At 50.7% G+C, this 21796-nt stretch carries 22 protein-coding genes; 19 read left to right on the top strand and 3 right to left on the bottom strand.

From position 1 onward, the window contains the following. Nucleotides 1-22: 22 nt before the first annotated feature. From MHB80_RS23265 to MHB80_RS23235, 7 genes are all read left to right on the top strand, one after another. Nucleotides 23-1591, top strand: a complete 1569-nt coding sequence (locus MHB80_RS23265) for an ABC transporter substrate-binding protein (protein WP_341279215.1) — start codon at nucleotides 23-25, stop codon at nucleotides 1589-1591. 394 nt (nucleotides 1592-1985) lie between these two features. Then, on the top strand, nucleotides 1986-2282 hold the full coding sequence (locus MHB80_RS23260; RefSeq protein WP_341279214.1) for a hypothetical protein: 297 nt from the start codon (nucleotides 1986-1988) through the stop codon (nucleotides 2280-2282). Nucleotides 2283-2315: 33 nt separating this feature from the next. Next, nucleotides 2316-2990 carry a PspA/IM30 family protein gene (locus MHB80_RS23255; RefSeq protein WP_341279213.1) on the top strand — a complete coding sequence of 225 codons (675 nt, stop codon included), beginning with the start codon at nucleotides 2316-2318 and terminating at the stop codon, nucleotides 2988-2990. Nucleotides 2991-2995: 5 nt separating this feature from the next. After that, the gene (locus MHB80_RS23250) at nucleotides 2996-3502 is read left to right on the top strand and encodes a PspC domain-containing protein (protein WP_341279212.1); all 507 of its coding nucleotides are present in this window, start codon (nucleotides 2996-2998) and stop codon (nucleotides 3500-3502) included. 2 nt (nucleotides 3503-3504) lie between these two features. Next, on the top strand, nucleotides 3505-4197 hold the full coding sequence (locus MHB80_RS23245) for a PspA/IM30 family protein (protein ID WP_341279211.1): 693 nt from the start codon (nucleotides 3505-3507) through the stop codon (nucleotides 4195-4197). Between the two features lie 80 nt (nucleotides 4198-4277). Then, complete coding sequence (locus MHB80_RS23240) at nucleotides 4278-5351, top strand: sensor histidine kinase (protein WP_341279210.1); 1074 nt, start codon at nucleotides 4278-4280, stop codon at nucleotides 5349-5351. 39 nt (nucleotides 5352-5390) lie between these two features. Beyond that, the gene (locus tag MHB80_RS23235) at nucleotides 5391-6050 is read left to right on the top strand and encodes a response regulator transcription factor (RefSeq protein ID WP_341279209.1); all 660 of its coding nucleotides are present in this window, start codon (nucleotides 5391-5393) and stop codon (nucleotides 6048-6050) included. 66 nt (nucleotides 6051-6116) lie between these two features. Here MHB80_RS23235 and MHB80_RS23230 read toward each other — a convergent pair whose 3' ends face one another. Beyond that, the gene (locus MHB80_RS23230) at nucleotides 6117-6800 is read right to left on the bottom strand and encodes a hypothetical protein (protein ID WP_341279208.1); all 684 of its coding nucleotides are present in this window, start codon (nucleotides 6798-6800) and stop codon (nucleotides 6117-6119) included. Nucleotides 6801-6890: 90 nt separating this feature from the next. After that, nucleotides 6891-7256, bottom strand: a complete 366-nt coding sequence (locus MHB80_RS23225; RefSeq protein ID WP_341279207.1) for a hypothetical protein — start codon at nucleotides 7254-7256, stop codon at nucleotides 6891-6893. Nucleotides 7257-7564: 308 nt separating this feature from the next. Between MHB80_RS23225 and MHB80_RS23220 the strand changes: the two genes are divergently transcribed. The 10 genes from MHB80_RS23220 (at nucleotide 7565) to MHB80_RS23175 (ending at nucleotide 19594) form a co-directional block, all read left to right on the top strand. Next, nucleotides 7565-8335, top strand: a complete 771-nt coding sequence (locus MHB80_RS23220) for a YwmB family TATA-box binding protein (protein ID WP_341279206.1) — start codon at nucleotides 7565-7567, stop codon at nucleotides 8333-8335. A gap of 143 nt (nucleotides 8336-8478) precedes the next feature. Then, complete coding sequence (gene zwf, locus MHB80_RS23215) at nucleotides 8479-10035, top strand: glucose-6-phosphate dehydrogenase (protein ID WP_341279205.1); 1557 nt, start codon at nucleotides 8479-8481, stop codon at nucleotides 10033-10035. Between the two features lie 100 nt (nucleotides 10036-10135). Continuing rightward, nucleotides 10136-11722 carry a peptide chain release factor 3 gene (locus MHB80_RS23210; RefSeq protein ID WP_341279204.1) on the top strand — a complete coding sequence of 529 codons (1587 nt, stop codon included), beginning with the start codon at nucleotides 10136-10138 and terminating at the stop codon, nucleotides 11720-11722. A gap of 168 nt (nucleotides 11723-11890) precedes the next feature. Further along, a complete protein-coding gene (locus tag MHB80_RS23205; protein ID WP_341279203.1) occupies nucleotides 11891-12223 on the top strand; it encodes a hypothetical protein in 333 nt (110 codons plus the stop codon). Between the two features lie 213 nt (nucleotides 12224-12436). Continuing rightward, the gene (locus MHB80_RS23200) at nucleotides 12437-13465 is read left to right on the top strand and encodes a LacI family DNA-binding transcriptional regulator (protein ID WP_341279202.1); all 1029 of its coding nucleotides are present in this window, start codon (nucleotides 12437-12439) and stop codon (nucleotides 13463-13465) included. A gap of 21 nt (nucleotides 13466-13486) precedes the next feature. Then, nucleotides 13487-14656 carry a Gfo/Idh/MocA family oxidoreductase gene (locus MHB80_RS23195; protein WP_341279201.1) on the top strand — a complete coding sequence of 390 codons (1170 nt, stop codon included), beginning with the start codon at nucleotides 13487-13489 and terminating at the stop codon, nucleotides 14654-14656. Between the two features lie 18 nt (nucleotides 14657-14674). Continuing rightward, a complete protein-coding gene (locus MHB80_RS23190) occupies nucleotides 14675-15376 on the top strand; it encodes a ThuA domain-containing protein (protein WP_341279200.1) in 702 nt (233 codons plus the stop codon). After that, nucleotides 15369-16472 (top strand): Gfo/Idh/MocA family oxidoreductase, encoded by a 1104-nt coding sequence (locus MHB80_RS23185; RefSeq protein ID WP_341279199.1) that lies wholly within the window; start codon nucleotides 15369-15371, stop codon nucleotides 16470-16472. Before MHB80_RS23190 ends, MHB80_RS23185 begins: the two co-directional genes overlap by 8 nt. 346 nt (nucleotides 16473-16818) lie before the next feature. Next, nucleotides 16819-17922: a Xaa-Pro peptidase family protein gene (locus MHB80_RS23180; protein ID WP_341279198.1), complete on the top strand. Its 1104-nt coding sequence runs from the start codon at nucleotides 16819-16821 to the stop codon at nucleotides 17920-17922. Between the two features lie 418 nt (nucleotides 17923-18340). Next, a complete protein-coding gene (locus MHB80_RS23175; RefSeq protein ID WP_341279197.1) occupies nucleotides 18341-19594 on the top strand; it encodes an alpha-D-ribose 1-methylphosphonate 5-triphosphate diphosphatase in 1254 nt (417 codons plus the stop codon). A gap of 6 nt (nucleotides 19595-19600) precedes the next feature. Here MHB80_RS23175 and sspI read toward each other — a convergent pair whose 3' ends face one another. Then, nucleotides 19601-19831 (bottom strand): small acid-soluble spore protein SspI, encoded by a 231-nt coding sequence (gene sspI, locus MHB80_RS23170; protein ID WP_341279196.1) that lies wholly within the window; start codon nucleotides 19829-19831, stop codon nucleotides 19601-19603. A 187-nt stretch (nucleotides 19832-20018) separates the two neighbouring features. On the opposite strand from sspI, the gene MHB80_RS23165 reads away from it, so the two are divergent. Beyond that, the gene (locus MHB80_RS23165) at nucleotides 20019-20684 is read left to right on the top strand and encodes a TrkA family potassium uptake protein (RefSeq protein ID WP_341279195.1); all 666 of its coding nucleotides are present in this window, start codon (nucleotides 20019-20021) and stop codon (nucleotides 20682-20684) included. A gap of 9 nt (nucleotides 20685-20693) precedes the next feature. Continuing rightward, complete coding sequence (locus tag MHB80_RS23160; RefSeq protein WP_341279194.1) at nucleotides 20694-21548, top strand: RNA methyltransferase; 855 nt, start codon at nucleotides 20694-20696, stop codon at nucleotides 21546-21548. Nucleotides 21549-21796 lie beyond the last annotated feature (248 nt).

Below are 21796 nucleotides of genomic sequence, written 5' to 3'. Positions count from 1 at the left end.
TTTTGGGGAGGTCAAAGGGAATATGATTAGAACAAATAAGGGAGTGCTTGGCGTTACCACCACGATGCTCACTTTTGCTTTATTGCTGAATGCTTGTTCCGGCGGCAGTGGTGCGACGAATGGAAATGCTTCACCAAGCAATGCAGGGGAAGCATCGGCAAGCCCGGCAGCATCCGAGACGGCAACACCAGCAGACAATGGAGCTGCGGCTTTGGAGCCGTATACGATTAAACTCGTGTACACAGGTGCTCCTCAGGCGGATGAAGCGAAGGTAGAAGCCAAGCTCAACGAATATTTGAAGGATAAAATCAATGCTTCCATTGATTTAATGCCAATCGATTGGGGTCCTTGGGATGATAAAATCAATCTAATGATCGCTTCGCGTCAAAAGGTTGATATTATTTTCACAGCGCAATGGAATAAGCATGCCGTTAACGTTGCAAAAGGCGCATTCATTGATTTGGGTGATCTGCTGAAAGAAAATGGCCAAGATATTTTGAAAACGCTTGATCCGGTATTTTTGGAAGGCGCGAAAATCAACGGCAAAAACTACGGCGTTCCAACGAATAAAGAGCTTGCGGCGCAAGGCGGCATCATTTACCGCAAAGACATTGCCGATGAACTGGGCATTGATATGACCGCAGTAAAAACGATCGCTGATCTTGACAACGTATACAAAGTTGTAAAAGAGAAGCACCCAGAATTGACACCTCTTTATTTGAAAGACGGCGAGACGTTCAACTCGCATTATTTCGGCAATTATGACGCACTGGGCGATACGTCCATCCCGGGCATTATTTTGAAAGACGAAGATGGCACGATGGTTAAAGCTAACTATGACGTGGCACGTTATGTGGATACGCTCAAGCTGACTCGCGACTTTTTCAAAAAAGGCTATATTAACAGCGACGCAGCAACGAACCAAACGATGAACTACGATGCCATGAAAGCAGGCAATGTGTTCTCGATGACTTCGTCGCTGAAGCCGGGCAAGGATAAAGAGCTTGAAAACCAAACGGGCATGACTGGCAAGCTAGCACAACTGGAGCTGAACACGAAGACAATTGCGACTTCGGAAACAGCCGGCTCGATGCTAGGTATCTCTTCCACTTCGGAAGATCCTGCTCGCGCTATGATGTTCATCAATCTGCTTCACTCGGACAAATTTGTCAACAATCTGCTTAACTTCGGTATCGAGAATGACCACTATGCGAAGGTTAGCGATGAAGTGATTAAATCCACCGATAATACGAAAAACTACAACCCAGGCGCAGCTTGGATGTTCGGCAGCCAGTTCCTGAACTATGTGTGGGAAACAGAGGACCCGAACAAGTGGGAGAAATTCAAAGAGTTTAACCAAAATGCCAAAGTTTCCCCTGGCCTTGGCTTCGTCTTCGACGGCGAGTCTCTAAAAGCGGAAATCGGCGCAGTTGTCAACGTCGACAAACAGTATTTGACGGCGCTTGAAACAGGCTCGGTCGATGTCGATAAAGTACTGCCGGAATATACAGCGAAGCTGAAATCCGCAGGCATCGAAAAAATCATTGCTGAGAAGCAAAGCCAGTTTGACAAGTTTTTAGCTAGCAAATAAAGGTGAAACGGCCGAAAGCCGTCCTCTGGCGGCGCGGCGCGTTTCAGTCCGAGAAATACAGAGAAAGGATAGCGTTACGATATCCTTTCCTGTATTTTAAAAAAATACCGGCACACAACGTAATTCAAGCAAGCTGGCAGCCTCCTCAAGTCGAGGGGGCTGTTGGCTTGTTTTTTTGCATGAAAAACCGCACTAAGACTGCGGTACGGCATGCCTCCCCGACCAAGGTCTAGTGTAAAAACAGCCGCAGGTCCATTTTAGAAACATGCAAAACAACCTACAATAAGTACATAAGCAGCACCGCAACAAACGAAGCAAGAAACGCAAGGAACTAACAAACGATTGGGTATTGCAGCATTTCACAAAATACAATCTGGAAGGCGGTGACAAACAAATGGCAAATCAAAAATTACTTGGTGTTATCCTGGCCGTAGTAGGAAGCTTCATCGTTCTCAAATTTCTCGGCGTACATCTTGGCGGATTAATCGGCTTCCTGTTCCCTTTCATTCTGATCGGCCTAGGTGTTCTCGGCTGGAGCAACAATAAGAAATGGATCGGAGGCATTCTCATAACGATCGGCGCACTCGGCGTGTTTGCAAAATTTTCAGGCTTGATCCTGCTGGTCTTGGCAGTTGGACTCGTTGTATACGGCGTTTCGCTTCTGAGAAAAAGCAGCTATCGCGGTTACTAATCAAATATAGATGGAGATTAAGGAGGGAAGCCAATGAGCATTATGCGCAGAGTTCGCGACATTACGGTTGCTACACTAAATGAACGATTGGAAAAAGCAGAGGATCCCGTTAAGCTGATTGACCAGTTTCTCTGGTCGACAAGGGAAGATATTTTGCAGGCGGAGCGCTTGTATGAGCAATATACAGGGCACACCAACCACTTGAAGATTCAATGGCTGCAAGCTGAGCAGCAGAAGGAAAAGCGTGAGCAGCAAGCGATGACTGCCTTGAAGGCAGGCGAGGAGCAGCTGGCAAGACTGGCGCTTCACGAGAAGGCAAGCAGCGAGGAGCGCGCAGCGCAATACCGCGATTTGTACGAGCAAAGCAGATTGAATACGCTCGGCCTTGAAGAACAGCTTCGTGAAATGCGCAGTGAATACCAATCGGTTTATGATAGACGTGAATATTATGCAGCAAGAATGGAATCGCTAAGGTTGCAGCAGCGAATGAATGCACGGTTTAGCGGAATTGGCGAGCAAGGCGCGCAGCCTGGCAGCATGTTCAGAAGGCTCGAAGACAACATCAGCAACATGGAGCTGGAAGCGAAGAGCTTGCACGATTTGCGCCGAATGGGCAGAGAGTTCGCTACTGAAGCAGGCCATTCGATTCAATCGGCAATCGAGCAAGAGTTGGAGCAGCTCAAAAGGAAGCTGCAGAAGGAGGGCTGATTGATATGAAGAAACTATACCGTTCGACACGAGACAGCAAACTATTCGGCTTATGCGGCGGGATTGCCGAAGCCTACAATATAGATGCAACACTGCTCAGAATTTTACTCATCGTAGTGACCATCTTCTCGAGCGGAATCGTCATTTTTATCTACTTACTGGCTGGTCTGGTCGTTCCTAAAGAACCTCCTTATTACAATGGCGGCTTCGGAAATGGGTTCGGCAACGGCTATGGAAATGGTTACGGTAATGGCGGACCAGGATCACAAGGCAATGGCCAAGGTTATGGCAGCGGCGGTGCTGGTGGAAACCAAAACTTCGGCTCGCAATTCCAAGGCTCATTCACGAAAGGCCCACAGCAGCAATGGAACGGCCAAAATGCACCGACAGCACCAAGCCCATCCTCGTCGCAATTTGACAGCATGTTTGAGGATTTGGAGAAAAAGGCACTTCGCAAAGAAATCGATGAGTTACGCGCAAAATTAGCCAAACACGAGAAGGGAGAGTTATAATTATGGGAATCTTCAAAAGAATGAAAGATATGACGAAAGCATCGGTGAATGAGGTATTGGACAAAATGGAGGATCCGGTTGTGATGCTCAATCAGTACCTGCGTGACATGGAAGCGGAAATTCATTCGGCAGAGGTTACAGTAGCGAAGCAAATCGCCAACGAGCGCCGCATGAAGCAGCGTTTGGAGGAAGCTGTTCGCAGCACAGCTGACCGTGAGTCGAAAGCAGAGGCAGCTATTCGCAATGACCAGGAGCAGCTTGCCCGCAAATTGCTGGAAGAGAAATTGTTCTTCGATCAAAAAGTAATTGAGTACACGGAGCTGTATGCTCAATCCAAAACGCAAGCAGAGGAGCTGACTCAGCAGCTGCATGCGCTGAAAGACGAGTTTTATCAGCTTCGCAACAAGCGTAATGAGCTGGCATCCCGTGCTCAAGTCGCGAAAGCGCAAAAGCATATTGCTCAATTGACGACGACGAATACCATTGATAAAGGTACAGCTTCCAGAGGCTTTAACCGGATGGAAGAGAAAATTTTGCAAATGGAAGCGGAAGCGGATGTATTGCGCACACCGTATTCCTACAGCGGTACGGCTGCACCTTTTAATGCAGTAGAAGCCGAAAAACAGCTTAAAGTGGATGAGCAGTTGGATGCGCTCAAAAACAAGCTGAAGCTGGATAAAGCACCACAGGAATAATAGAACCCGCAGGATGAGAAGAGAGCGGACCGGGCAACCCGGTCTGCTCCTTCTTGCTTGTCGTTTAAGGAGTGAGCAGGTTGCCCGAAGAGAAGCCCTTGCAAGGAGATCAGCCTATTGCGCAACAGGATCACAGGCCCCAGCTGCGAAGCCACCATCAGCAGAAATTGGGCGACCAGCGTAATGGACGGGACGCAGCCAATCGGCGCAAAAACCTAACGGAATCGTTCCTCTGGCTGCTGATTATACTTAGCCTCGCAGTTATTATGCTGCAAGGCATCGGTTATGTGAATTTATATACGCTGCAGGCGAAATGGGCGGTTATTGGGCTCGCTGTTACAGGTGTGGCAATGGCGATTGTAGCTTTAAACAATTATTTGCAAAATTCGAAGCTGCGCGAGGTCATTAAGCGGCTTACCGAGCAGCAGCTTAGGCGAAACTATCCGGTGACCATTGATTCGGCTGAACATGATGAGCATTCGGAAAGCCTAAAGCGTGAAGATCAGGACGATGCATGGACGGAGAAGGTTAAATTTTCTGCGGTTATTGAAGAACGGCAGCGGCTTGCGCGGGAGCTGCATGATGCGGTCAGCCAGCAGCTGTTTGCAATCTCGATGACGGCGACAGCGGTCAGCCGCACGATTGAGCGCGATTGGGAGCGGGCGCGCCGGCAGGTCCAGCTAATTGAAGAGATGGCTTCTGTTGCGCAGTCGGAGATGAGAGCGCTGCTGCTTCATTTGCGGCCCGTGCACCTCGATGGGAAAAATCTCGCTCAAGCACTGGCGCTGCTCGTTGGAGAGCTTAAGGAAAAAGTGCCGATGACCATTGAATTGTCATTGGATGATTCCATAACGATGAAGCCGGCTGCGGAGGATCATTTGTTCCGAATTGCGCAGGAAGCTTTGTCCAATACACTTAGACATGCCAAAGCGGATACAATGAACATAAGACTTTATCGGGAAGATGGAGCTGTCTGCATGGTGCTTCAAGATAGCGGTGTAGGCTTTGATCTGGAGCAGAAGAAGAAGACCTCCTACGGCTTGCTGACGATGGAGGAGCGGATTAACGAGCTTCGCGGCAAGCTGTATATGTCATCACGCCTTGGAGAAGGCACGCTGATTCATATTACGGTGCCGCTGGACATAAATGATTAAATATTGAAGAGAACGAAAGTGGGGAGCCAGGTGGAGTCGATGGAACAATTAGCTGTACCCGTAAAAGTGCTGCTGGTAGATGATCACGAGATGGTGAGAATTGGCCTTGCTGCCGTATTGGATACGGAAGATGGTATTGAAGTAGTCGGTGAAGCAAGCAACGGGTATGACGGTATACGTATGGCACAATCATATAAGCCGGATGTTGTGCTGATGGATTTGGTGATGGATGGCATGGATGGCGTGGAGACGACAGCGAAGCTGCTGGAATTGTACCCGGATTGCAAAGTCATCGTTCTTACGAGCTATCTAGATGACAGCAAGCTGTATCCGGTCATTGAAGCGGGTGCGTTCAGCTATTTATTGAAAACATCCCGTGCGAACGAAATTGCGGATGCGATCCGTGCGGCTGCACGCGGACAATCGGTGCTGGAATCGCAAGTAGCTGCCAAGATGATGAGCCGCATGCGCCAGCCTAAGCAGCCCGTCGTAGCTCCGCTGCACGATGATCTAACCGACCGCGAGATGGATGTGCTGAAGCGAGTCGCACAGGGGATGTCAAATCAGGAAATCGCGGATGAGCTGTTCATTGGGGTGAAAACCGTGAAGTTTCATATTACGAACATTTTCAATAAGCTTGACGTAGATGACCGGACACAGGCTGCCATATACGCACATAAGCAAGGAATTGCCGAATAGGGGGCAATTTCCTTGCTTATTTTTTTGGCATTTATAGGTTGAAAATGATTGGATGAAATTTATTGGTTAGCCTTCATCGTTCAACAGCAATCCGCTTGGGGGAAGCGGATAATGCATTTTCATCGAGCTGTAGTAGGTGGCGTATGGCTGCGTGCGCTCAGCATTATTTTTCAAAAGATCAGTTGTCCGGATTTCGTCGCCGCCGAGCGACAAGGCCTGCAGAAGCGTCGTCATTAGCCCATAGGGGCCTAGAAGCTGGCGATACAAATGCTGGCCTGACAGCGGGTACTCGCGGTAGATGGAAGCGGCAATGGCAGGACGCAGCATCCAGCGGCTTGTGACGTCGTCGCGAATAAAGCCAACCAGCTCCGCCGCATGATGGTTCATGGCCTGCTGCGCACGATCCCATAGCGATGGCTTAATGTAGCGGGCTACCTGGACGAATGCTTGCTGCAGGCGATTCATGACGCCCGTCAGCTTAGTCAGCTGTTCGACAAGGCAGCGCTCGTTGAAATCATTGCGGATTTTGAGAGCAATGACTTGCACCTCTTTGTGGGCTTGTCTATATTGTTCGAGCCAGACGGCCGCATGGCCGGCAGCTTCGCGATAAGGATCATTCCAGTCAAAATCGTGCTCGGGAGGCCGTTGAAACTCCATATCTCTGTAGGGATAACTGGCGTAAGGCGTGATGCGCTGTATAGGCTCGAAGACGGTTCTCCGGTTTGTGCGTTCGATAGGGCGGATGGACATTTCAATAACCTCCTTAAATCGGTTTCCTTAGCTAGCATAAGGGATGACAGCCGCAAATACTGCTGAAAATTGCTGTCGAATGTTGATTAATTAAAAAAGCAGGAACAAAAAGGCAATCAGGGCAAGATCGATGGCGAACGCGCCGCCAAACGGCGAGTAGTACCCCGGATTATAATTATAATAGTAGGGATCATAAGGATAAGCTTGGGTTTGAGCGGCTTTTTCTTTGGTTTTATTGCTTGCTTTGCCCTTGGGCTTGCCTTTGGCCTTCCCGGCTTTAGGTGCTTCAGCTTCGGCCAGTGTCTGCGCGCCAGGCTCTTCATTCAGCGTAAGCTTGCCGCCCCGGCAGTGGCTTAACACCCCGATATGCCTTGCGCCATCATGGGTCACTATACAGACGGGCATTCCGCAAAAACGTGATATGACGCTTTCTTCAAGGGGATAAATCTGTTCCATGTACGAGTTCCCTCCTATAGGCTTCATGCTTTTGCAAGCAGTATATTCACCTAAAGGCGGATGTGTATGGATGTTTACCCAGATGAGAAGAAAACAGCCTATCTTCTATAAATTCCCCTTTTTCTGCCTAAATCAAACAGCAATCGCGATTTTATATGAACGGCAGTCGGAACCGTAAGGCTAGAGGCTCAAGGAAAGGCAGGCAAAAATAAATATATCGATCCTGTTCTTTTATGGAATTTCATGTAAAATGGAAGCGTTACCTACGATTTGGCAGGTTATGTAGGCCAAGGAGGCTGATGTGTTCGATGGCAAAGCTGAACAGGTACACGGAACAGGGAAAAATAAAACGGCGCAGCCGGATCGGCGTGCTGGCAGCAGCATTGGTACTGATTTTTGGCGCGATATGGGCGCTCGTTAATCAGGACAAGCTGACGACGGAAGGGCAAGCGGAGGGCAGCTTGCTTCAGCATGACATGAAGCAATTGTGGAGCTGGAGCGATGGGCTGCTGGAGTCGGGCGCGCCAGGAGCAGGCTGGACGCTGCGCTGGTACGCCAGCGGAGAGGCGGCTAAACTGCGGGAGCAGCTGTTTCCAAGCTACGAAGGCGATGCGGAAGGCGAACTGAGCATCCTGCTGCCGGAATTAGACGGCAAGCTGTCCATGAGTGTGACGGCGTCAGCGGGGCAAGGACAGCAGCAGATGCTTGTGCTTTTTTCCCCAGAACCAAGCAAACAAGCGGATCAGCATAAACTGCTTTCAGCTATTGATCATATTGAGTCCGCTATGAGAAGGACAAATATTTCTTATGATGGAGGAATAACCATCAGAGGCTTGACAGAATATAATAATGTGGCGGAGAGGCTTGCGCAGCTTGCAGCTGCCCAGCAGGTGGACCGGTATGATGATGCTGGGACGGTAAGTGAAAGCTTTTTCACTGGAGGGCTTAAAGCTTCTGTAAAGACCGGCGGCAAGGAGGCGAATATGCAGGTCGCGGTGCATAAAGGAACGGATACGGGAAAGCTTGCGGTCGTGATCGGAATCCCGCTGATTTCAGGCGATTACAGCGCCTCGCAATAGATGAAATATTGTGATGGAATCAGGAGAAATAACGATCGGTATTAGTTTTTTTTATGGTGGATTGCGTAGCAGTTTCAGGATTAATATGTTAAACTACATACCATGCAAAGACGTATAAAAATTCATAGGAAAGAATGAGGAATATGGAGCAAAATACGAATCCCGAAACGCTATCGCCGCAAGGCGCCGTATATTATTTGTTTGGAGCAACAGGCGATCTAGCTAAGCGCAAATTGTTCCCTGCCCTGTTCAGCTTATATAAAGAAGGAAAATTGTCTGAAAAATTTGCGGTCGTGGGCCTTGCCCGCAGACCTCGCACGAACGAGCAGTTCCGTTCGGATGTTTATGATTCTATCGTGGAATTTTGCCGCTACAAGGCAGATGATGCGGAGCTTTGGAATCGTTTTGCCGAGCATTTTGAATATATGTCGCTTGATATTAACACGGTGGATGGCTTCCGCGAGCTGAGCAAGCTTTCGGAACAGCTGGAAGCGAAATTTGATATTCCAGGCAACCGCTTGTTCTACTTAGCCCTAGCGCCTGCGCTGTTCGGACCGGTGTCCTTCAACCTGCGCGACGGCGGGCTGCTGGAGTGCAAAGGCTGGAGCCGCGTCGTTATTGAGAAGCCTTTCGGCTACGATCTTCCATCCGCACAAAAGCTGAACGACCAGCTGAGCCAAGTGTTCAAGGAAGAGGAAATTTTCCGGATCGATCACTACTTGGGTAAAGAAATGGTGCAAAATATTCAGGTTATTCGTTTTGCTAATGCATTTTTCGAGCCATTGTGGAATAATAATCATATCGCCAATGTGCAAATCACGCTATCGGAAACGGTTGGCGTAGAGGATCGCGGCGGCTATTATGACAAATCTGGCGCATTAAGAGACATGGGTCAAAACCATATGCTACAAATGCTCACGATGATTGCAATGGAGCCGCCTAGCCGTCTGCATGGCGAAGATATTCGCGATGAGAAGGTTAAAGTGCTGCGCTCGCTGCGCAACTACAAATCAAGCGATGAGGTTCGCGAGAACGTCGTTCGCGCTCAATACAGCGAAGGCTCTGCTCGCGGCAAGGAACTGACTGGCTATCGTCAAGAGGATTCCGTTAATCCGGAATCCACAACGGAAACGTATTTCGCTGCTAAAGTAGCGGTAGACAACTTCCGTTGGGCTGGCGTTCCGTTCTACATCCGTACAGGCAAACGCCTGCCGGTGAAGACGACTGAGGTTGTTATTGAATTCAAGTCGATGCCGCAAAACGTCTTGTTCGCGCAGCGTCATGATCTTGCGCCGAATTTGCTCGTCATTCGGGTTAACCCGATGGAAGGCATCTACATTAAAGTCAATGCCAAGACGCCTGGTGCCGATAATTCGGTACAGCCCGTGGCTATGGAGTTTTGCCAAAGCTGCCAAATCGGCCTGAATACGCCTGAAGCGTATGAGCGTCTGATTCACGATGCGGTGCGCGGCGATTCTACGTATTTCACCCGTTGGGATGAAGTAGCTCAGGCATGGGAGTTTGTTGACAAAATCGCTCAAGCATGGGGCGAGGATAAGAAGGATCTTGGGTCTTATCCTGCTGGCTCATGGGGTCCGGAAGCGGCGGATAAGCTGCTTGCAGCGGATGGCTTCCACTGGTGGCCGGTTAATGGACAGGAAGAAGACAAAGTGATCTGGATTACGAACAGCGGCAAGTAAGCAGCAGGCTGGACGTCAATTTCGCATAATTTCAAATGAAGATATTCCACAGCGCACCGCCTTTAGGCCGTGCGCTGTATGAATGAAGGGAAGGCAAGCAATGAGCAAAACGCTAAACAATGAATTGCAGCTGGAAGTCGATAAGCGCCGCACCTTTGCGATTATCTCTCACCCGGATGCGGGAAAAACGACGCTAACCGAGAAGCTCCTCCTGTTCGGAGGAGCTATTCGTCTGGCAGGCTCCGTTAAGGCGCGGAAAGCGAGCCGACACGCGACCTCCGACTGGATGGAAATTGAGAAGCAGCGGGGAATTTCCGTTACTTCCAGCGTCATGCAGTTCGATTATGACGGTCATCGGGTCAACATTTTGGATACGCCTGGTCACCAGGATTTCAGTGAGGACACGTACCGGACGCTGACGGCAGCGGATAGCGCGGTCATGCTGATTGACGTTGCCAAAGGCGTCGAGGCACAGACGATCAAGCTGTTCCAAGTTTGCCGTAAACGCGGCATTCCGATTTTTACATTCATCAACAAGCTGGACCGTGAAGGTCAAAGTCCGTTTGAGCTGATGGAGGAGCTGGAGCGCGTGCTTGGCATCCGTTCGGTTCCAATGAACTGGCCGATTGGCATGGGCCGCGAGCTTTGCGGGGTTTATGACCGGATGAAAAATCAGGTCGAGCTATTCCAAGGCAGTGATCACAGCACCATCGAAGTGCGCAAGACGGATGATTATAACGATCCGATTATTCGCGAGATGGCAGGCGACTATTTGCACGATCAGCTCGTAGCGGATCTTGAGCTGCTTGATGTAGCTGGCGATCAGTTCGATATTGAGAAAGTACGTGCTGGAGAGCTGACACCGATTTTCTTCGGCAGTGCGGTTAACAATTTCGGCGTGCAAACGTTTTTGGATAACTTCCTTGAACTGGCGCCAAAACCGACAGAGCGCATGAGTAAATCGGGCCTGGTTGAACCGACGAATGAGAAGTTCACGGGCTATGTCTTTAAAATTCAAGCGAATATGAACCCGGCCCACCGCGACCGGATTGCCTTTTTGCGCATTTGCTCCGGGCGCTTTGAGCGCGGGATGAGCGTTCGCCATGTCCGTGCGGGCAAAGATATTAAGCTGGCGCAGCCGCAGCAGTTTTTGGCACAGGATCGCGACATTGTAGAGACGGCTTATCCGGGCGATATTATCGGCTTGTTCGATCCGGGTATTTTCCGTATTGGCGATTCGCTGTCGCAAAACTCGGAAGTCGTATTTGACGAGCTGCCGACGTTCTCGCCAGAGATTTTTGCCAAAGTAACGGTTAAAAACGCGCTCAAGCATAAGCAGTATCAGAAGGGCGTTGACCAACTGACGGAGGAAGGCACAATTCAGGTGTTCCGTTCGGTTGGCGGGTTTGATGAAACGATTTTGGGCGTCGTTGGCCATTTGCAATTCGAGGTGTTCGAATATCGGATGCGCGCGGAGTATGGCGTAGAAATTCAATTGCACCGTATGACGTTCCAGTTCGCACGCTGGATTGTAGACGATAAGATCGACCCGGCGAAATTCCGGATTAACTCTACACTCGTTCAAGACAAGAAAGGCAATTATGTCGTCTTGTTCGAGAATGAATATGCAATGAGAACGGCGATGGACAAAAATCCTACGTCGAAATTTCTTGAAACAGCGCCTTAATCGCGCTGGAAACGTCAGGGCAGGCAAGCTGCTCTGGCGTTTTTTTGAAAGATAAGCATTGTCAGACCTAGTCGAATTGGAATACAATAGGAGAGTATATGAAGAGGAAGCTTGTATTTGTTTTCCTTGCGTGATGACAATTACATCGAAGTGGGGGGTTAAAGGAAAATGAGCAATGTAAAAACATTGTTATTGATTACAGGAATTTTTGAAATTATTATTGGGGTTCCCGTTTTAGGTGGCCTGATTGTAATTAATATGCTCTATGTGCCGTTGGTTGTAATGCTTGCTCTGCACATTGTGACGTTAGTGCTGGCTTCCCAGCATAATGCCGATAAGCACGGCAGTATTTTGGGTATAGTTACGTCTGTCATTGCGATTATTCCGGTTGTAGGCATGATCATGCATTTAATTACAGGAGTTTTGCTGCTTGTGAGTGCGTCTAAGGCAGACCGCAACCAGTCGTCGTATTCGCCACCGCCGCCGCCGTCAAGCTTCTAAGGAAGTCTTTAAGCAGCGGTAGAGAACAAGCAAGAAGCAAACAGCAAAGAGCAGTGCAGACCTTTAGAGGCCAGTACTGCTCTTTGTTGTTTATGCTTTTATTTGCGGCATGCGGAGAAAATGGACAGTCTTATTTTTGCTATTGACGGGCTTCCACATTCATGAAATAATGTACGCGTGTACATTAATTGAATATGCTTGTGAATCAGGAGGATGCTTGCTTTGGTCAGTAGAAAAGAAGTTGCGTCACTTGCGGGCGTATCCGAAGCCACAGTATCCAGAGTGCTTAATAAGGTAGGGCCCATCCGGGAAGAAACTCGCCTTCGGGTAGAGGAAGCGGCACAGCAGCTTGGTTACGTGCCAAGTGCGCTGGCACAGCAGTTCGCTAGAAGCCGGAGCGGGAATTTGGGCGTAATCTTGCCATTTGTTCCTAAAGTTCATTTGTTTTCCACGTATTATTTTGCAGAAATTTTGAGCGGCATTGGCGAGGCGGCTAAGCAATATGGGTATGATGTGCTGTTGATATTTCGGGAGCCAAGTGGCTCGCGAGATTATGCCAGACTGTTTCTGGCACAGAAGATTGATGCCTGCATTGTGTTAGGCGCACAAAATGTGCCGGAAGAGAAGAAAGCGCTTGCGGAGCTTCAGGAGAAGGGTTATCCATTCTGCCTCGTTAACCAGCGGTTTGCGGAGGAAGGATATTTATCCGTCGATGCGGATCATCATGCGGGGAGCTATGAGGCGGTCAAGCATCTCATTGACGGCGGGAGCCGTAGAATTGCTTTTCTCAATGGACCGGATGTGTTTTCAAGCAGTATGGACCGGATGTCGGGCTACAAGCAGGCGCTTGGGAATGCGGGACTCGCTTACGATCCTTCATTGACACTACTGGGCAACTATAGCCGCAAGAGTGGGGTTGAAGCAGCGGATGCTGTCGCAGCGCTCATCCGCAGCGGGCAGGCGGATGCGGTATTTGCCGCTAATGACCGGATGGCTATTGGCCTAATGGATGGCTTGCGCGCACATGGAATCGAGGCTGGAATTGATGTAAAGCTCGTCGGCTACGATGATTCAGAAGGCTCGGTTATCGTGAGCCCGAAGCTGACGACGGTAGCAGTGCCTTTTTACGAAATGGGAAGAAGGGCGGCACAGCGGCTGCTCGGTCCTGAGAAGGACGGGCCCAAGGAGGTAGAGGAAGGGCTGCTGCCGGTGCATTTGGTTAAGCGGGAAACATCTTCATAAATCGGGAGGCGGAGATTGAATATGGGGAAGAAAGTACGAGTGGGAATGGTCGGCTATAAGTTTATGGGAAAAGCGCACAGCAACGCTTATCGGGCTTTGCCGATGTTTTTTCCAAAGACGCCAGCACTGCCAGAGATGAAAGCAATCTGTGGCCGCAACGCCGAGGCGCTGGAGCAAGCTAGAAGCCAGTTCGGCTGGGAAAGCGCTGAGACGGATTGGCGCAAGCTGATTGAGCGCAGCGATATCGATGTGATCGACATTAATGCGCCAAGCGATGCGCATAAGGAGATTGCGCTGGCGGCTGCCGCTGCTGGCAAGCATCTGTTCTGCGAAAAGCCGCTGGCGCTCAATGTAGCGGATGCGAAGGAAATGCTGGATGCGGCAGAAGAAGCCGGAATCAAGCATATGGTTGGCTTTAACTATCGATTCGCACCAGCGGTGCAGCTGGCGAAGAAGCTTGTCAGCGATGGCCGCTTGGGAGAAATCTATCATTTCCGCGCTGTGTTTCTCCAGGATTGGATCATCGATCCAACGTTTCCGCTCGTCTGGCGCCTGCAGAAGGAAGTTGCCGGTTCAGGCTCGCATGGCGACCTTGGCGCCCATCTGATTGACTTGGCTCGCTTCCTTGTTGGGGAGTTTGACGAGGTCATCGGCATGAGCGAAACGTTCATCAAAGAGCGCCCGCTGCCATCTGAAATGACGGGGCTTAGCGCCAAAGGGGACGCTTCCGGTGCTCGCGGCAAAGTAACGGTGGATGATGCGACGCTGTTTATGACTCGTTTTGAAAATGGTGCGCTCGGCAGCTTCGAAGCGACGCGCTTCGCGGCAGGACATCGTTCTACGAATGCTTTCGAAATTAACGGGAGCAAGGGCAGTGTCAAGTTCGATTTTGAGCGTCTGAATGAGCTGGAGGTTTATTTTACCGACGATGCTGACGATGTTCAAGGCTTCCGCCGCGTGCTTGCGACCGATCCGGCTCATGCTTATATGGATGCCTGGTGGCCGGCGGGACATACGATTGGCTATGAGCATACGTTTACGCATGAAATGCAGGAGCTGATGCTGGCGATTCACGAGGATCGTCAGCCTGTGCCGAATTTCCATGATGGCCTTCGGTGCCAAGAGGTGCTAGAGGCAGTTGAGCAGTCCATCACAGAGCGACGCTGGGTCAAGCTGGCGGAGTACAAATAGAGGAGATGCAATAAGACGATGAGCAAACCTAAGGCATTAATCGTGTGGGGCGGCTGGGACGGACATCAGCCCAAAGAGGTAGCGGCTATTTTTGAAGCCGTGCTTGCGGGAGAAGGGTTCGAGGTTGAGGTTTCGGATACGCTGGAGGCTTTTGAGGATGGGGAGAAGCTGAAGGCGCTGGACCTGATCGTTCCGGTATGGACGATGGGGAAAATTTCCGACGATCAGTTGAAAAATGTATCCGAAGCGGTTCAGAGCGGCGTTGGATTGGCAGGCTGTCACGGCGGCATGTGCGACTCCTTCCGCGAAAGCGTGGAATGGCAGTTCATGACGGGCGGCCAGTGGGTGTCGCATCCCGGCAATGACGGTGTGGAATATGTGGTCAATGTGACCAACACTTCCAGCCTGCTGACCGAAGGCATTGAGGACTTTACGGTTAGCAGCGAGCAGTATTACATGCATGTAGATCCGGCGGTTGAAGTGCTGGCGACGACACGTTTCCCGGTTGCGGACGGTCCGCATGTGCTGAATAAAGCGGTTGATATGCCTGTGGCTTGGACGAAGCGCTGGGGTGTAGGCCGCGTCTATTACAATTCACTTGGGCATCAAGCCAATATTGTGGACATTCCGGTTGTAAAAGAAATGATGCGTCGCGGGTTTAACTGGTGTGCGGAAGGCAAAGCAGCTGCAGCAGGCAGAGACGGAGGCAAACATGAGTAAAGTCAAGGTTGGGATCATCGGGACAGGCAATATAAGCCGCATTTATTTGGAAAATGGTTCGAAATTCAGCTCTATGGAAATTGTCGCATGTGCTGATCTGGATGTGGAGCGCGCCAAGGAGAAAGGCGCGGAGTATGGCATTCGCGGCTGCTCGGTCGAGGAGCTGCTCGCTGACCCGGAAGTGCAGATGGTCATCAATCTGACGATTCCAGCCGCGCATGCTCCGGTGTGCTTGCAGGCGCTGGAAGCTGGCAAGCATGTGTATGTAGAAAAGCCGCTCGCGGTTACGCGCGAAGAGGGCAAGCAGGTGCTGGAGCTGGCGGCGGCGAAAGGGCTGCTCGTAGGCAGCGCGCCGGATACGTTTCTGGGCGGCGGTCTCCAGACGTGTATTAAAATCATTGAAGACGGCTGGATTGGCACGCCAATCGGCGCTACCGCTTTTATGATGTCAGGCGGACATGAGAGCTGGCATCCAGCTCCGGAGTTCTATTACCAGCAAGGCGGCGGCCCGATGTTCGATATGGGACCTTATTATTTGACGGCGCTTATTGCAATGCTAGGACCGATTGCCCGTGTAACGGGTTCGACCCGCATTACCTTCCCAGAGAGAACAATTACGAGCGCGCCGAAGCATGGGCAAAAAATTGAGGTTGAAGTGCCGACGCATGTGGCCGGCATTATGGAATTTGCCGCTGGACCAATCGGGACCCTACTGACTAGCTTCGATGTAAAGGCCGGCTCCACGCTACCATTCATTGAAGTGTACGGCAGCCAAGGTACACTTCAAGTTACGAATCCAAACGATTTCGGCGGGCAAATCAAGCTGCGCCGCAGCTGGTCTGCGGAATGGTCGACCATTCCGCTTGCTTACGGCCATTCGGAAAATGGCAGAGGCATTGGCGCAGCCGACATGGCGCAAGCCATTCTGACGGGCCGCAAGCACCGGGCTAACGGGGAGCTTGCCTATCATGTGCTGGAAGCGATGCATGGCTTCCACGATGCGGCTGAGCAAGGCAAGCATTATGTGATGCAAAGCAGCTGTGAGAAGCCGGCGTTATTCCCGCTCGGTTTAGCGGAATATACACTGGACAAATAGGCTGGTCAAGACAGTTGGAGTAGGCTCGTTAATCCGCGCAAGTCGCGGGTTGGCGGGCCTTTTTTTAAAATATAAGCCATTAAAAGTATCCCCTTATAATGGGCTTATATTTCATCCTCGAAACGGTAGCTTTGCCACTAGTGGACGGTGACAGCCGTTTACGCTTGTATCTGCAAGCAGCTGGATTAGCAGGGGGAGGTGCTGCCTCGGGGTTACCGCACTATTTTTCACGAAAAGCTCTTGCTTGCCTTGCATCGTGTGTGCTTCCAGTTTCAGGCTCATTTGAGGTATGATAGAGCTATTGGTTTTAGAAATGGAAGCATTAGATGAAGTAGGAGAGTGAAACATGCATAACCCTTATGAGGTTCGAAAATCGAGCTTGATCGCCGAGCTTTCCGCTGCTGGAATGGAGGCTGCTCTCATTACGTCGCCGGGCAGTGTTTTTTATTTGACGGGCTTTCATTGCGATCCGCATGAGCGTTTTATGGGATTGCTCATTAACCCGAAGGAGTCGTCGTATACGCTGTTTGTCCCGGCTTTGGATCAGGAGAGCGCAAGCGGAGCGGCGATGGTATCGAAGCTGGTTGCGATTTCGGATACCGACAATGCCTATGAGCTGCTTGGCAAAGAAGCTGACAAAAGCGCCGCAGCCATTGGCATAGAAAAGCGGCATTTGAATGTAGCAACCTACGAGCAGCTGGCAGCAGTATTTGCTAAGGCAGCCTTCCGGGATGTGGAGCCGCTGCTTATGGTTTTGCGCCTCCGCAAGTCGCCGGAGGAAATTCAGCGGGTACATACCGCAGTAGTCATTGCCGAGAAGGTGCTGCATGAAGTGTCAGCCAAGGCGGCTGTTGGCGTGTCCGAGCTTGAGCTGAATGCGGAGATTGAATATCGGCTGCGCGTGCTGGGCGGCGATAAGCCGGCATTCGAGACGAGTGTGCTGGGCGGCGTCCGCTCCGCATTGCCGCATGGCAGGTCGGGTGAGTATCGACTAAAGGAAAATGATTTTCTGCTCATTGATATGGGCGTGTACAAGGATGGTTATTGCTCGGATATTACGCGTACGTTTGTGATCGGTGAAGGTACAGCCGAGCAGGCGCGTATTTATGACGCGGTGCTTACGGCGAACCGTCAAGCGATTGCGGCCACAGAAGCGGGAAAACCGCTCGCTGTAGTAGATCGTGCTGCTCGCGAGGCGATTGAGGCACAAGGCTATGGTGAATTTTTCAATCACCGCGTAGGTCACGGCTTCGGCATTGATATTCATGAGCTGCCTTCCGTTCACGGGAGCAATGAAGCACTGATTGAAACGGGGCTGCTGTTCACCGTAGAGCCGGGCATCTATGTTCCGGGGCTTGGCGGCGTGCGTATCGAAGACGATATTTATATCGGCGAGGATGGCAGGCCGCAGGTACTGACGAGCTTTCCGAAGGAGCTTCAGCGCTTGTAGCTGTGGATGAGCAGTATAGATGTAAATGGCAGGACTAGAACGGTGATAGAGTGGCAACAGAGCGGTAAAAGTGCTGTAAAAGTGCTGTAAAAGAACTGAAAAAGTGCAGGAATATGAACGGGTTTACGCAAGTGCATGGTCCTCTTGTCCTCATGGACGAGGGGATTTTTTTATTTTTCACCTGCCAATTGAGTATTGGAACCCCTGTGTACAAATATAGGAAAGTATGTGATTTCGCCATCCTTTCTCTATATTTCTCGGACTGAAACGCGCCGCGCCGCCAAAGGACGGCGACAGCCGTTTCACCTTGCTGCCTGCAAAAATGGTATGTTAAGATTTAATAAAGTCAGTCTAACAGCTTAGTAGCTTTTACATAATCACTTTATATTTTTGGTAAAACTATAAAGGGGTGTGTACGATGAAGTCAGAGATGGTGCAATCGGTTGTGATGGTAAAGGGGATGCTTGTGCTGCCGGAAACGGTAGCGGAGGGCGCTGTTATTATAAAAGCAGGCATCATTGCGGAAGTGTTGATTGGCGCAGAGCAGATTCAAAGCTGGCTGGCGCGCACAGGTGAAAATGCCAGGCAGGCAGTTAGAGACAGCGGTGAGAACGTGGAAAGCTATCGCTCCTCTGCGCTTGAAATCATTGAAGCGGATGGCTGCTATGTATTGCCGGGGCTTATTGATGTGCATTGTGATGCGATCGAAAAAGAAGTTCAGCCTCGTCCAAATACGCTGTTTCCGCTGGATATGTCATTGCTGGAGTTCGAACGCAAGCTTCCGCTCCATGGCATCACGACGATGTATCATTCATTATCGCTGGGTGTTGGACTAAGTCTGCGGGGCGAGCATTTGCTGACGCAAATGGTGGAGCTCATTCGCAGCTACCGCGAGCAGCGCTCTGTCGTGCGCAATCGCATTCATTTAAGATATGAAATATCGTATTTGCCGGGCTTGCCCATTGTGAAGCGATATGTGGATGAAGGTGCCATTGATTATTTGTCCTTCATGGATCATTCGCCAGGCCAAGGGCAGTACCGGGAACCAGGTTCCTTCGAGCGTTATGTGATGAAAAATCAATCGGTCAGCATCGATGAGGTACGTATCATCGTGGAAGAGCTGATGGGAAATAGGCGCCAAATTGACTGGGCCGGCTTAGAGGAGCTTGGTCAGTTGGCCGTGCAGCGCGGCATTTCCGTTGCTTCGCATGACGATGATTCGAGCCATCGGGTAGATCAGTTGAAGGGCTGCGGCGTCAGTGTTTCAGAATTTCCGATTACGATGGAAACGGCTTTATATGCCGTTCAGCAGGGCTTGCATGTATGTGTGGGGGCGCCTAATATTGTGCGCGGCGGCTCACATGATAAAAATTTGTCGGCGGCTGAGGCAATTGCGGCGGGAGCGGCGGACATCATTTGCTCGGATTATCACCCTTCGGCATTGCTGAACGCGATTTTTAAGCTGGTAGACGAAGGAATAACCACTTTGCCAGCCGCAGTTCGGACCGCTACGCTTGCTCCAGCGGAAGCGCTGGGTATAGCAAGTGAAGTCGGTTCGCTGGAACGGGGCAAAGCGGCAGACCTTGTCATTGTCGATCGTTATAAAGGCCATCCATGGGTCAAACGGACAATCGTTGGCGGCAAAACGGTATATACCGCGTTGACCCGTTAAAGCCTTTTAACGCGTAGCGGGCTGGGCGAATCGTGCTAGCTGCGTATGCAGCGCAGTTACCAGCCGAGCTTGCTCTTGCTCGTCGATTTGCTTCCAAATCATTTCGAACAATACGCCAAGGCCAGGCAGTGCACGCTCGTCATTTCCGATCGAGCTTTCGATCACTTCGGTTAATTCATTAAGCGGCTTATCTTGAACCCGCCTTATAATGGCTTGACGCAAATCCAGATTATCCAACCGGATTCCCTCCAAGTCGTCGTTATTACGCGCAGCTGCAGCAGTTTGGAGCGAGGTCGCTAAAACGCTGCAAGTCGGCGTGCCTGATTAATATGTCCGTGGCGGTGTTTTTTCATTCTGCATGAGCGCGTATGTTATAATGGCAGATAGCTGTTTTTTGTTGCATAAGGGAAGGGAGAGGTGCTGCTTGCCGAAAAAACAATACGCCGTTATCGGCATTGGCCGATTCGGTCTTAGCGTTGCTTCATCGCTCACGGACATGGGCTTTGAGGTGCTGGCGATTGATACGAGTGAGGATCGCGTACAGGATGCGGTTAACCATGTGACGCATGCCGTTGTTGCCGATTCAACCGATGAGGAAGCGCTGCGGGCGCTGGGCATACGCAATTTTGACGTTGTGGTCGTGGCCATTGGCCAGGATATTCAATCGAGTATTTTGACGACGCTGATCTTGAAGGATATGGGCGTCGGCCTTATTATCGTCAAGGCGCAGAATGAACTGCACGGCAAGGTGCTCAGCCGAATCGGTGCCGACAAGGTTGTATATCCCGAGCGGGATATGGGGCTGCGCGTCGCGCATCATCTAATCTCGCCTAATATTTTGGACTACATCGAAATTTCCGAGGATTACAGCATTATTGAAATTAAAGCGCCTGAGGCGATGATTGGAAAAAGCTTGAAGGAGCTCGACATTCGTGCGAAGTTCAAATGCAACGTCATGGCGATCAAGACAGGTTCGAGCATGAACATTGCGCCTTACGCGGATGATCTCATTCGCGATATCGACATTTTAGTTATTGTAGGAAAAAATTCAGACTTATCCAATTTGGAAATTGCTTATTCGGAAGGTTGAGTAATAGAGATGAACAATCATAGCCTTTTAACCTCGATTCAAAATGACCGCGTCAAGCAGTGGGCGTCCCTGCTGGGCAAAAAATACCGCGACCGCCTCGGCAAGTTTATTATTGAAGGCGTTCATTTGGTGAAGGAAGCTTTCGCCGCTGGGGCGGAAGTCGAAGCGGTCTTATACGATGCGGAGCGCGGATTGCCGGAGGAGCTGCGCGAGCTGGCAGAGCAGACTGGCCGCGGAAGCAGATATGGGGGCAATGCTGCTTCGGATAAAGCGGAAGCGAGCGCTGTTGTCGAATGGATTCAGGCGACGCGTCCCGTTATGGCTAAATGCTCGGGGACGGATACGCCGCCTCCGGTTTTTGCTGTCGTGCGCAAGCTGGAAGCGGCGGACGATGCTTTATTTTCAGAAGGTGGACTTGTCGTCGTGCTGGATGGCGTAAGGGACCCGGGCAATGTCGGGACGATTATTCGCAGCGCGGATGCGGTCGGCGCGAATGGCGTTGTGCTGGGCAGAGGCTGTGCTGATCTGTACAATCCAAAGACGGTACGCTCAACAATGGGATCGTTGTTCCATTTGCCGATTATAGAGGCGGACTTGACGGAGCTGCTGCCTGCGGCACAGGATCGCGGCTTTGCACTGGTTGGGACAAGCCTCGAAGCCTCGCATACTTGCTACTCGTATGATTGGACTATGCCGACTTGGCTGTTGCTCGGCAACGAGTCGGAAGGGCTGTCGGCAAGCTCGCTTGAAGCAGCCGATGAGACGGTTATTATACCGATGCAGGGGCGGACGGAATCGCTGAATGTGGCGATGGCAGCGACCGTGCTGCTGCATGAGGCGATGCGGCAGCGACGGTTTACATAAACAATAATTTTTGTCCCACACCCAAATAACTGTCCCCCAATACATCAAAGACTGGAAGCTGGCTGCCAATGCCAACTTCGAATAGGAAAAAGATATACAGCGCTCTTGATGATGATCATTTGATTCAGGAACTGGTTATGCTAGGTGCGACTCCAAAAGTCACGATCAGAATATAGTAATCCGCGTTCACCCGAACGAAGATGATGAATGCGATAATTTAATGGAGTAAAAAAGAGAAATAAAAAGAG

This window comes from Paenibacillus sp. FSL H8-0537 (genome assembly GCF_038051995.1).
In the GTDB taxonomy this organism is placed as follows: Bacteria; Bacillota; Bacilli; order Paenibacillales; family Paenibacillaceae; genus Pristimantibacillus.
The sequence above is the reverse complement of the archived record's forward strand: the minus strand, read 5'-3'. Positions and strand labels throughout refer to the sequence as shown.

Coding starts and splice junctions, on each gene's coding strand:
- MHB80_RS23230 (WP_341279208.1), bottom strand. CDS start 6,800: ATGTCCATCCGCCCTATCGAACGCACAAACCGGAGAACCGTCTTCGAG.
- MHB80_RS23160 (WP_341279194.1), top strand. CDS start 20,694: ATGAACAATCATAGCCTTTTAACCTCGATTCAAAATGACCGCGTCAAG.
- MHB80_RS23180 (WP_341279198.1), top strand. CDS start 16,819: ATGCATAACCCTTATGAGGTTCGAAAATCGAGCTTGATCGCCGAGCTT.
- MHB80_RS23205 (WP_341279203.1), top strand. CDS start 11,891: ATGAGCAATGTAAAAACATTGTTATTGATTACAGGAATTTTTGAAATT.
- MHB80_RS23220 (WP_341279206.1), top strand. CDS start 7,565: ATGGCAAAGCTGAACAGGTACACGGAACAGGGAAAAATAAAACGGCGC.
- MHB80_RS23175 (WP_341279197.1), top strand. CDS start 18,341: ATGAAGTCAGAGATGGTGCAATCGGTTGTGATGGTAAAGGGGATGCTT.
- MHB80_RS23190 (WP_341279200.1), top strand. CDS start 14,675: ATGAGCAAACCTAAGGCATTAATCGTGTGGGGCGGCTGGGACGGACAT.
- MHB80_RS23185 (WP_341279199.1), top strand. CDS start 15,369: ATGAGTAAAGTCAAGGTTGGGATCATCGGGACAGGCAATATAAGCCGC.
- MHB80_RS23225 (WP_341279207.1), bottom strand. CDS start 7,256: ATGGAACAGATTTATCCCCTTGAAGAAAGCGTCATATCACGTTTTTGC.
- MHB80_RS23265 (WP_341279215.1), top strand. CDS start 23: ATGATTAGAACAAATAAGGGAGTGCTTGGCGTTACCACCACGATGCTC.
- zwf (WP_341279205.1), top strand. CDS start 8,479: ATGGAGCAAAATACGAATCCCGAAACGCTATCGCCGCAAGGCGCCGTA.
- MHB80_RS23210 (WP_341279204.1), top strand. CDS start 10,136: ATGAGCAAAACGCTAAACAATGAATTGCAGCTGGAAGTCGATAAGCGC.
- MHB80_RS23200 (WP_341279202.1), top strand. CDS start 12,437: ATGCTTGCTTTGGTCAGTAGAAAAGAAGTTGCGTCACTTGCGGGCGTA.
- MHB80_RS23250 (WP_341279212.1), top strand. CDS start 2,996: ATGAAGAAACTATACCGTTCGACACGAGACAGCAAACTATTCGGCTTA.
- MHB80_RS23260 (WP_341279214.1), top strand. CDS start 1,986: ATGGCAAATCAAAAATTACTTGGTGTTATCCTGGCCGTAGTAGGAAGC.
- MHB80_RS23235 (WP_341279209.1), top strand. CDS start 5,391: ATGGAACAATTAGCTGTACCCGTAAAAGTGCTGCTGGTAGATGATCAC.
- MHB80_RS23255 (WP_341279213.1), top strand. CDS start 2,316: ATGAGCATTATGCGCAGAGTTCGCGACATTACGGTTGCTACACTAAAT.
- MHB80_RS23195 (WP_341279201.1), top strand. CDS start 13,487: ATGGGGAAGAAAGTACGAGTGGGAATGGTCGGCTATAAGTTTATGGGA.
- MHB80_RS23245 (WP_341279211.1), top strand. CDS start 3,505: ATGGGAATCTTCAAAAGAATGAAAGATATGACGAAAGCATCGGTGAAT.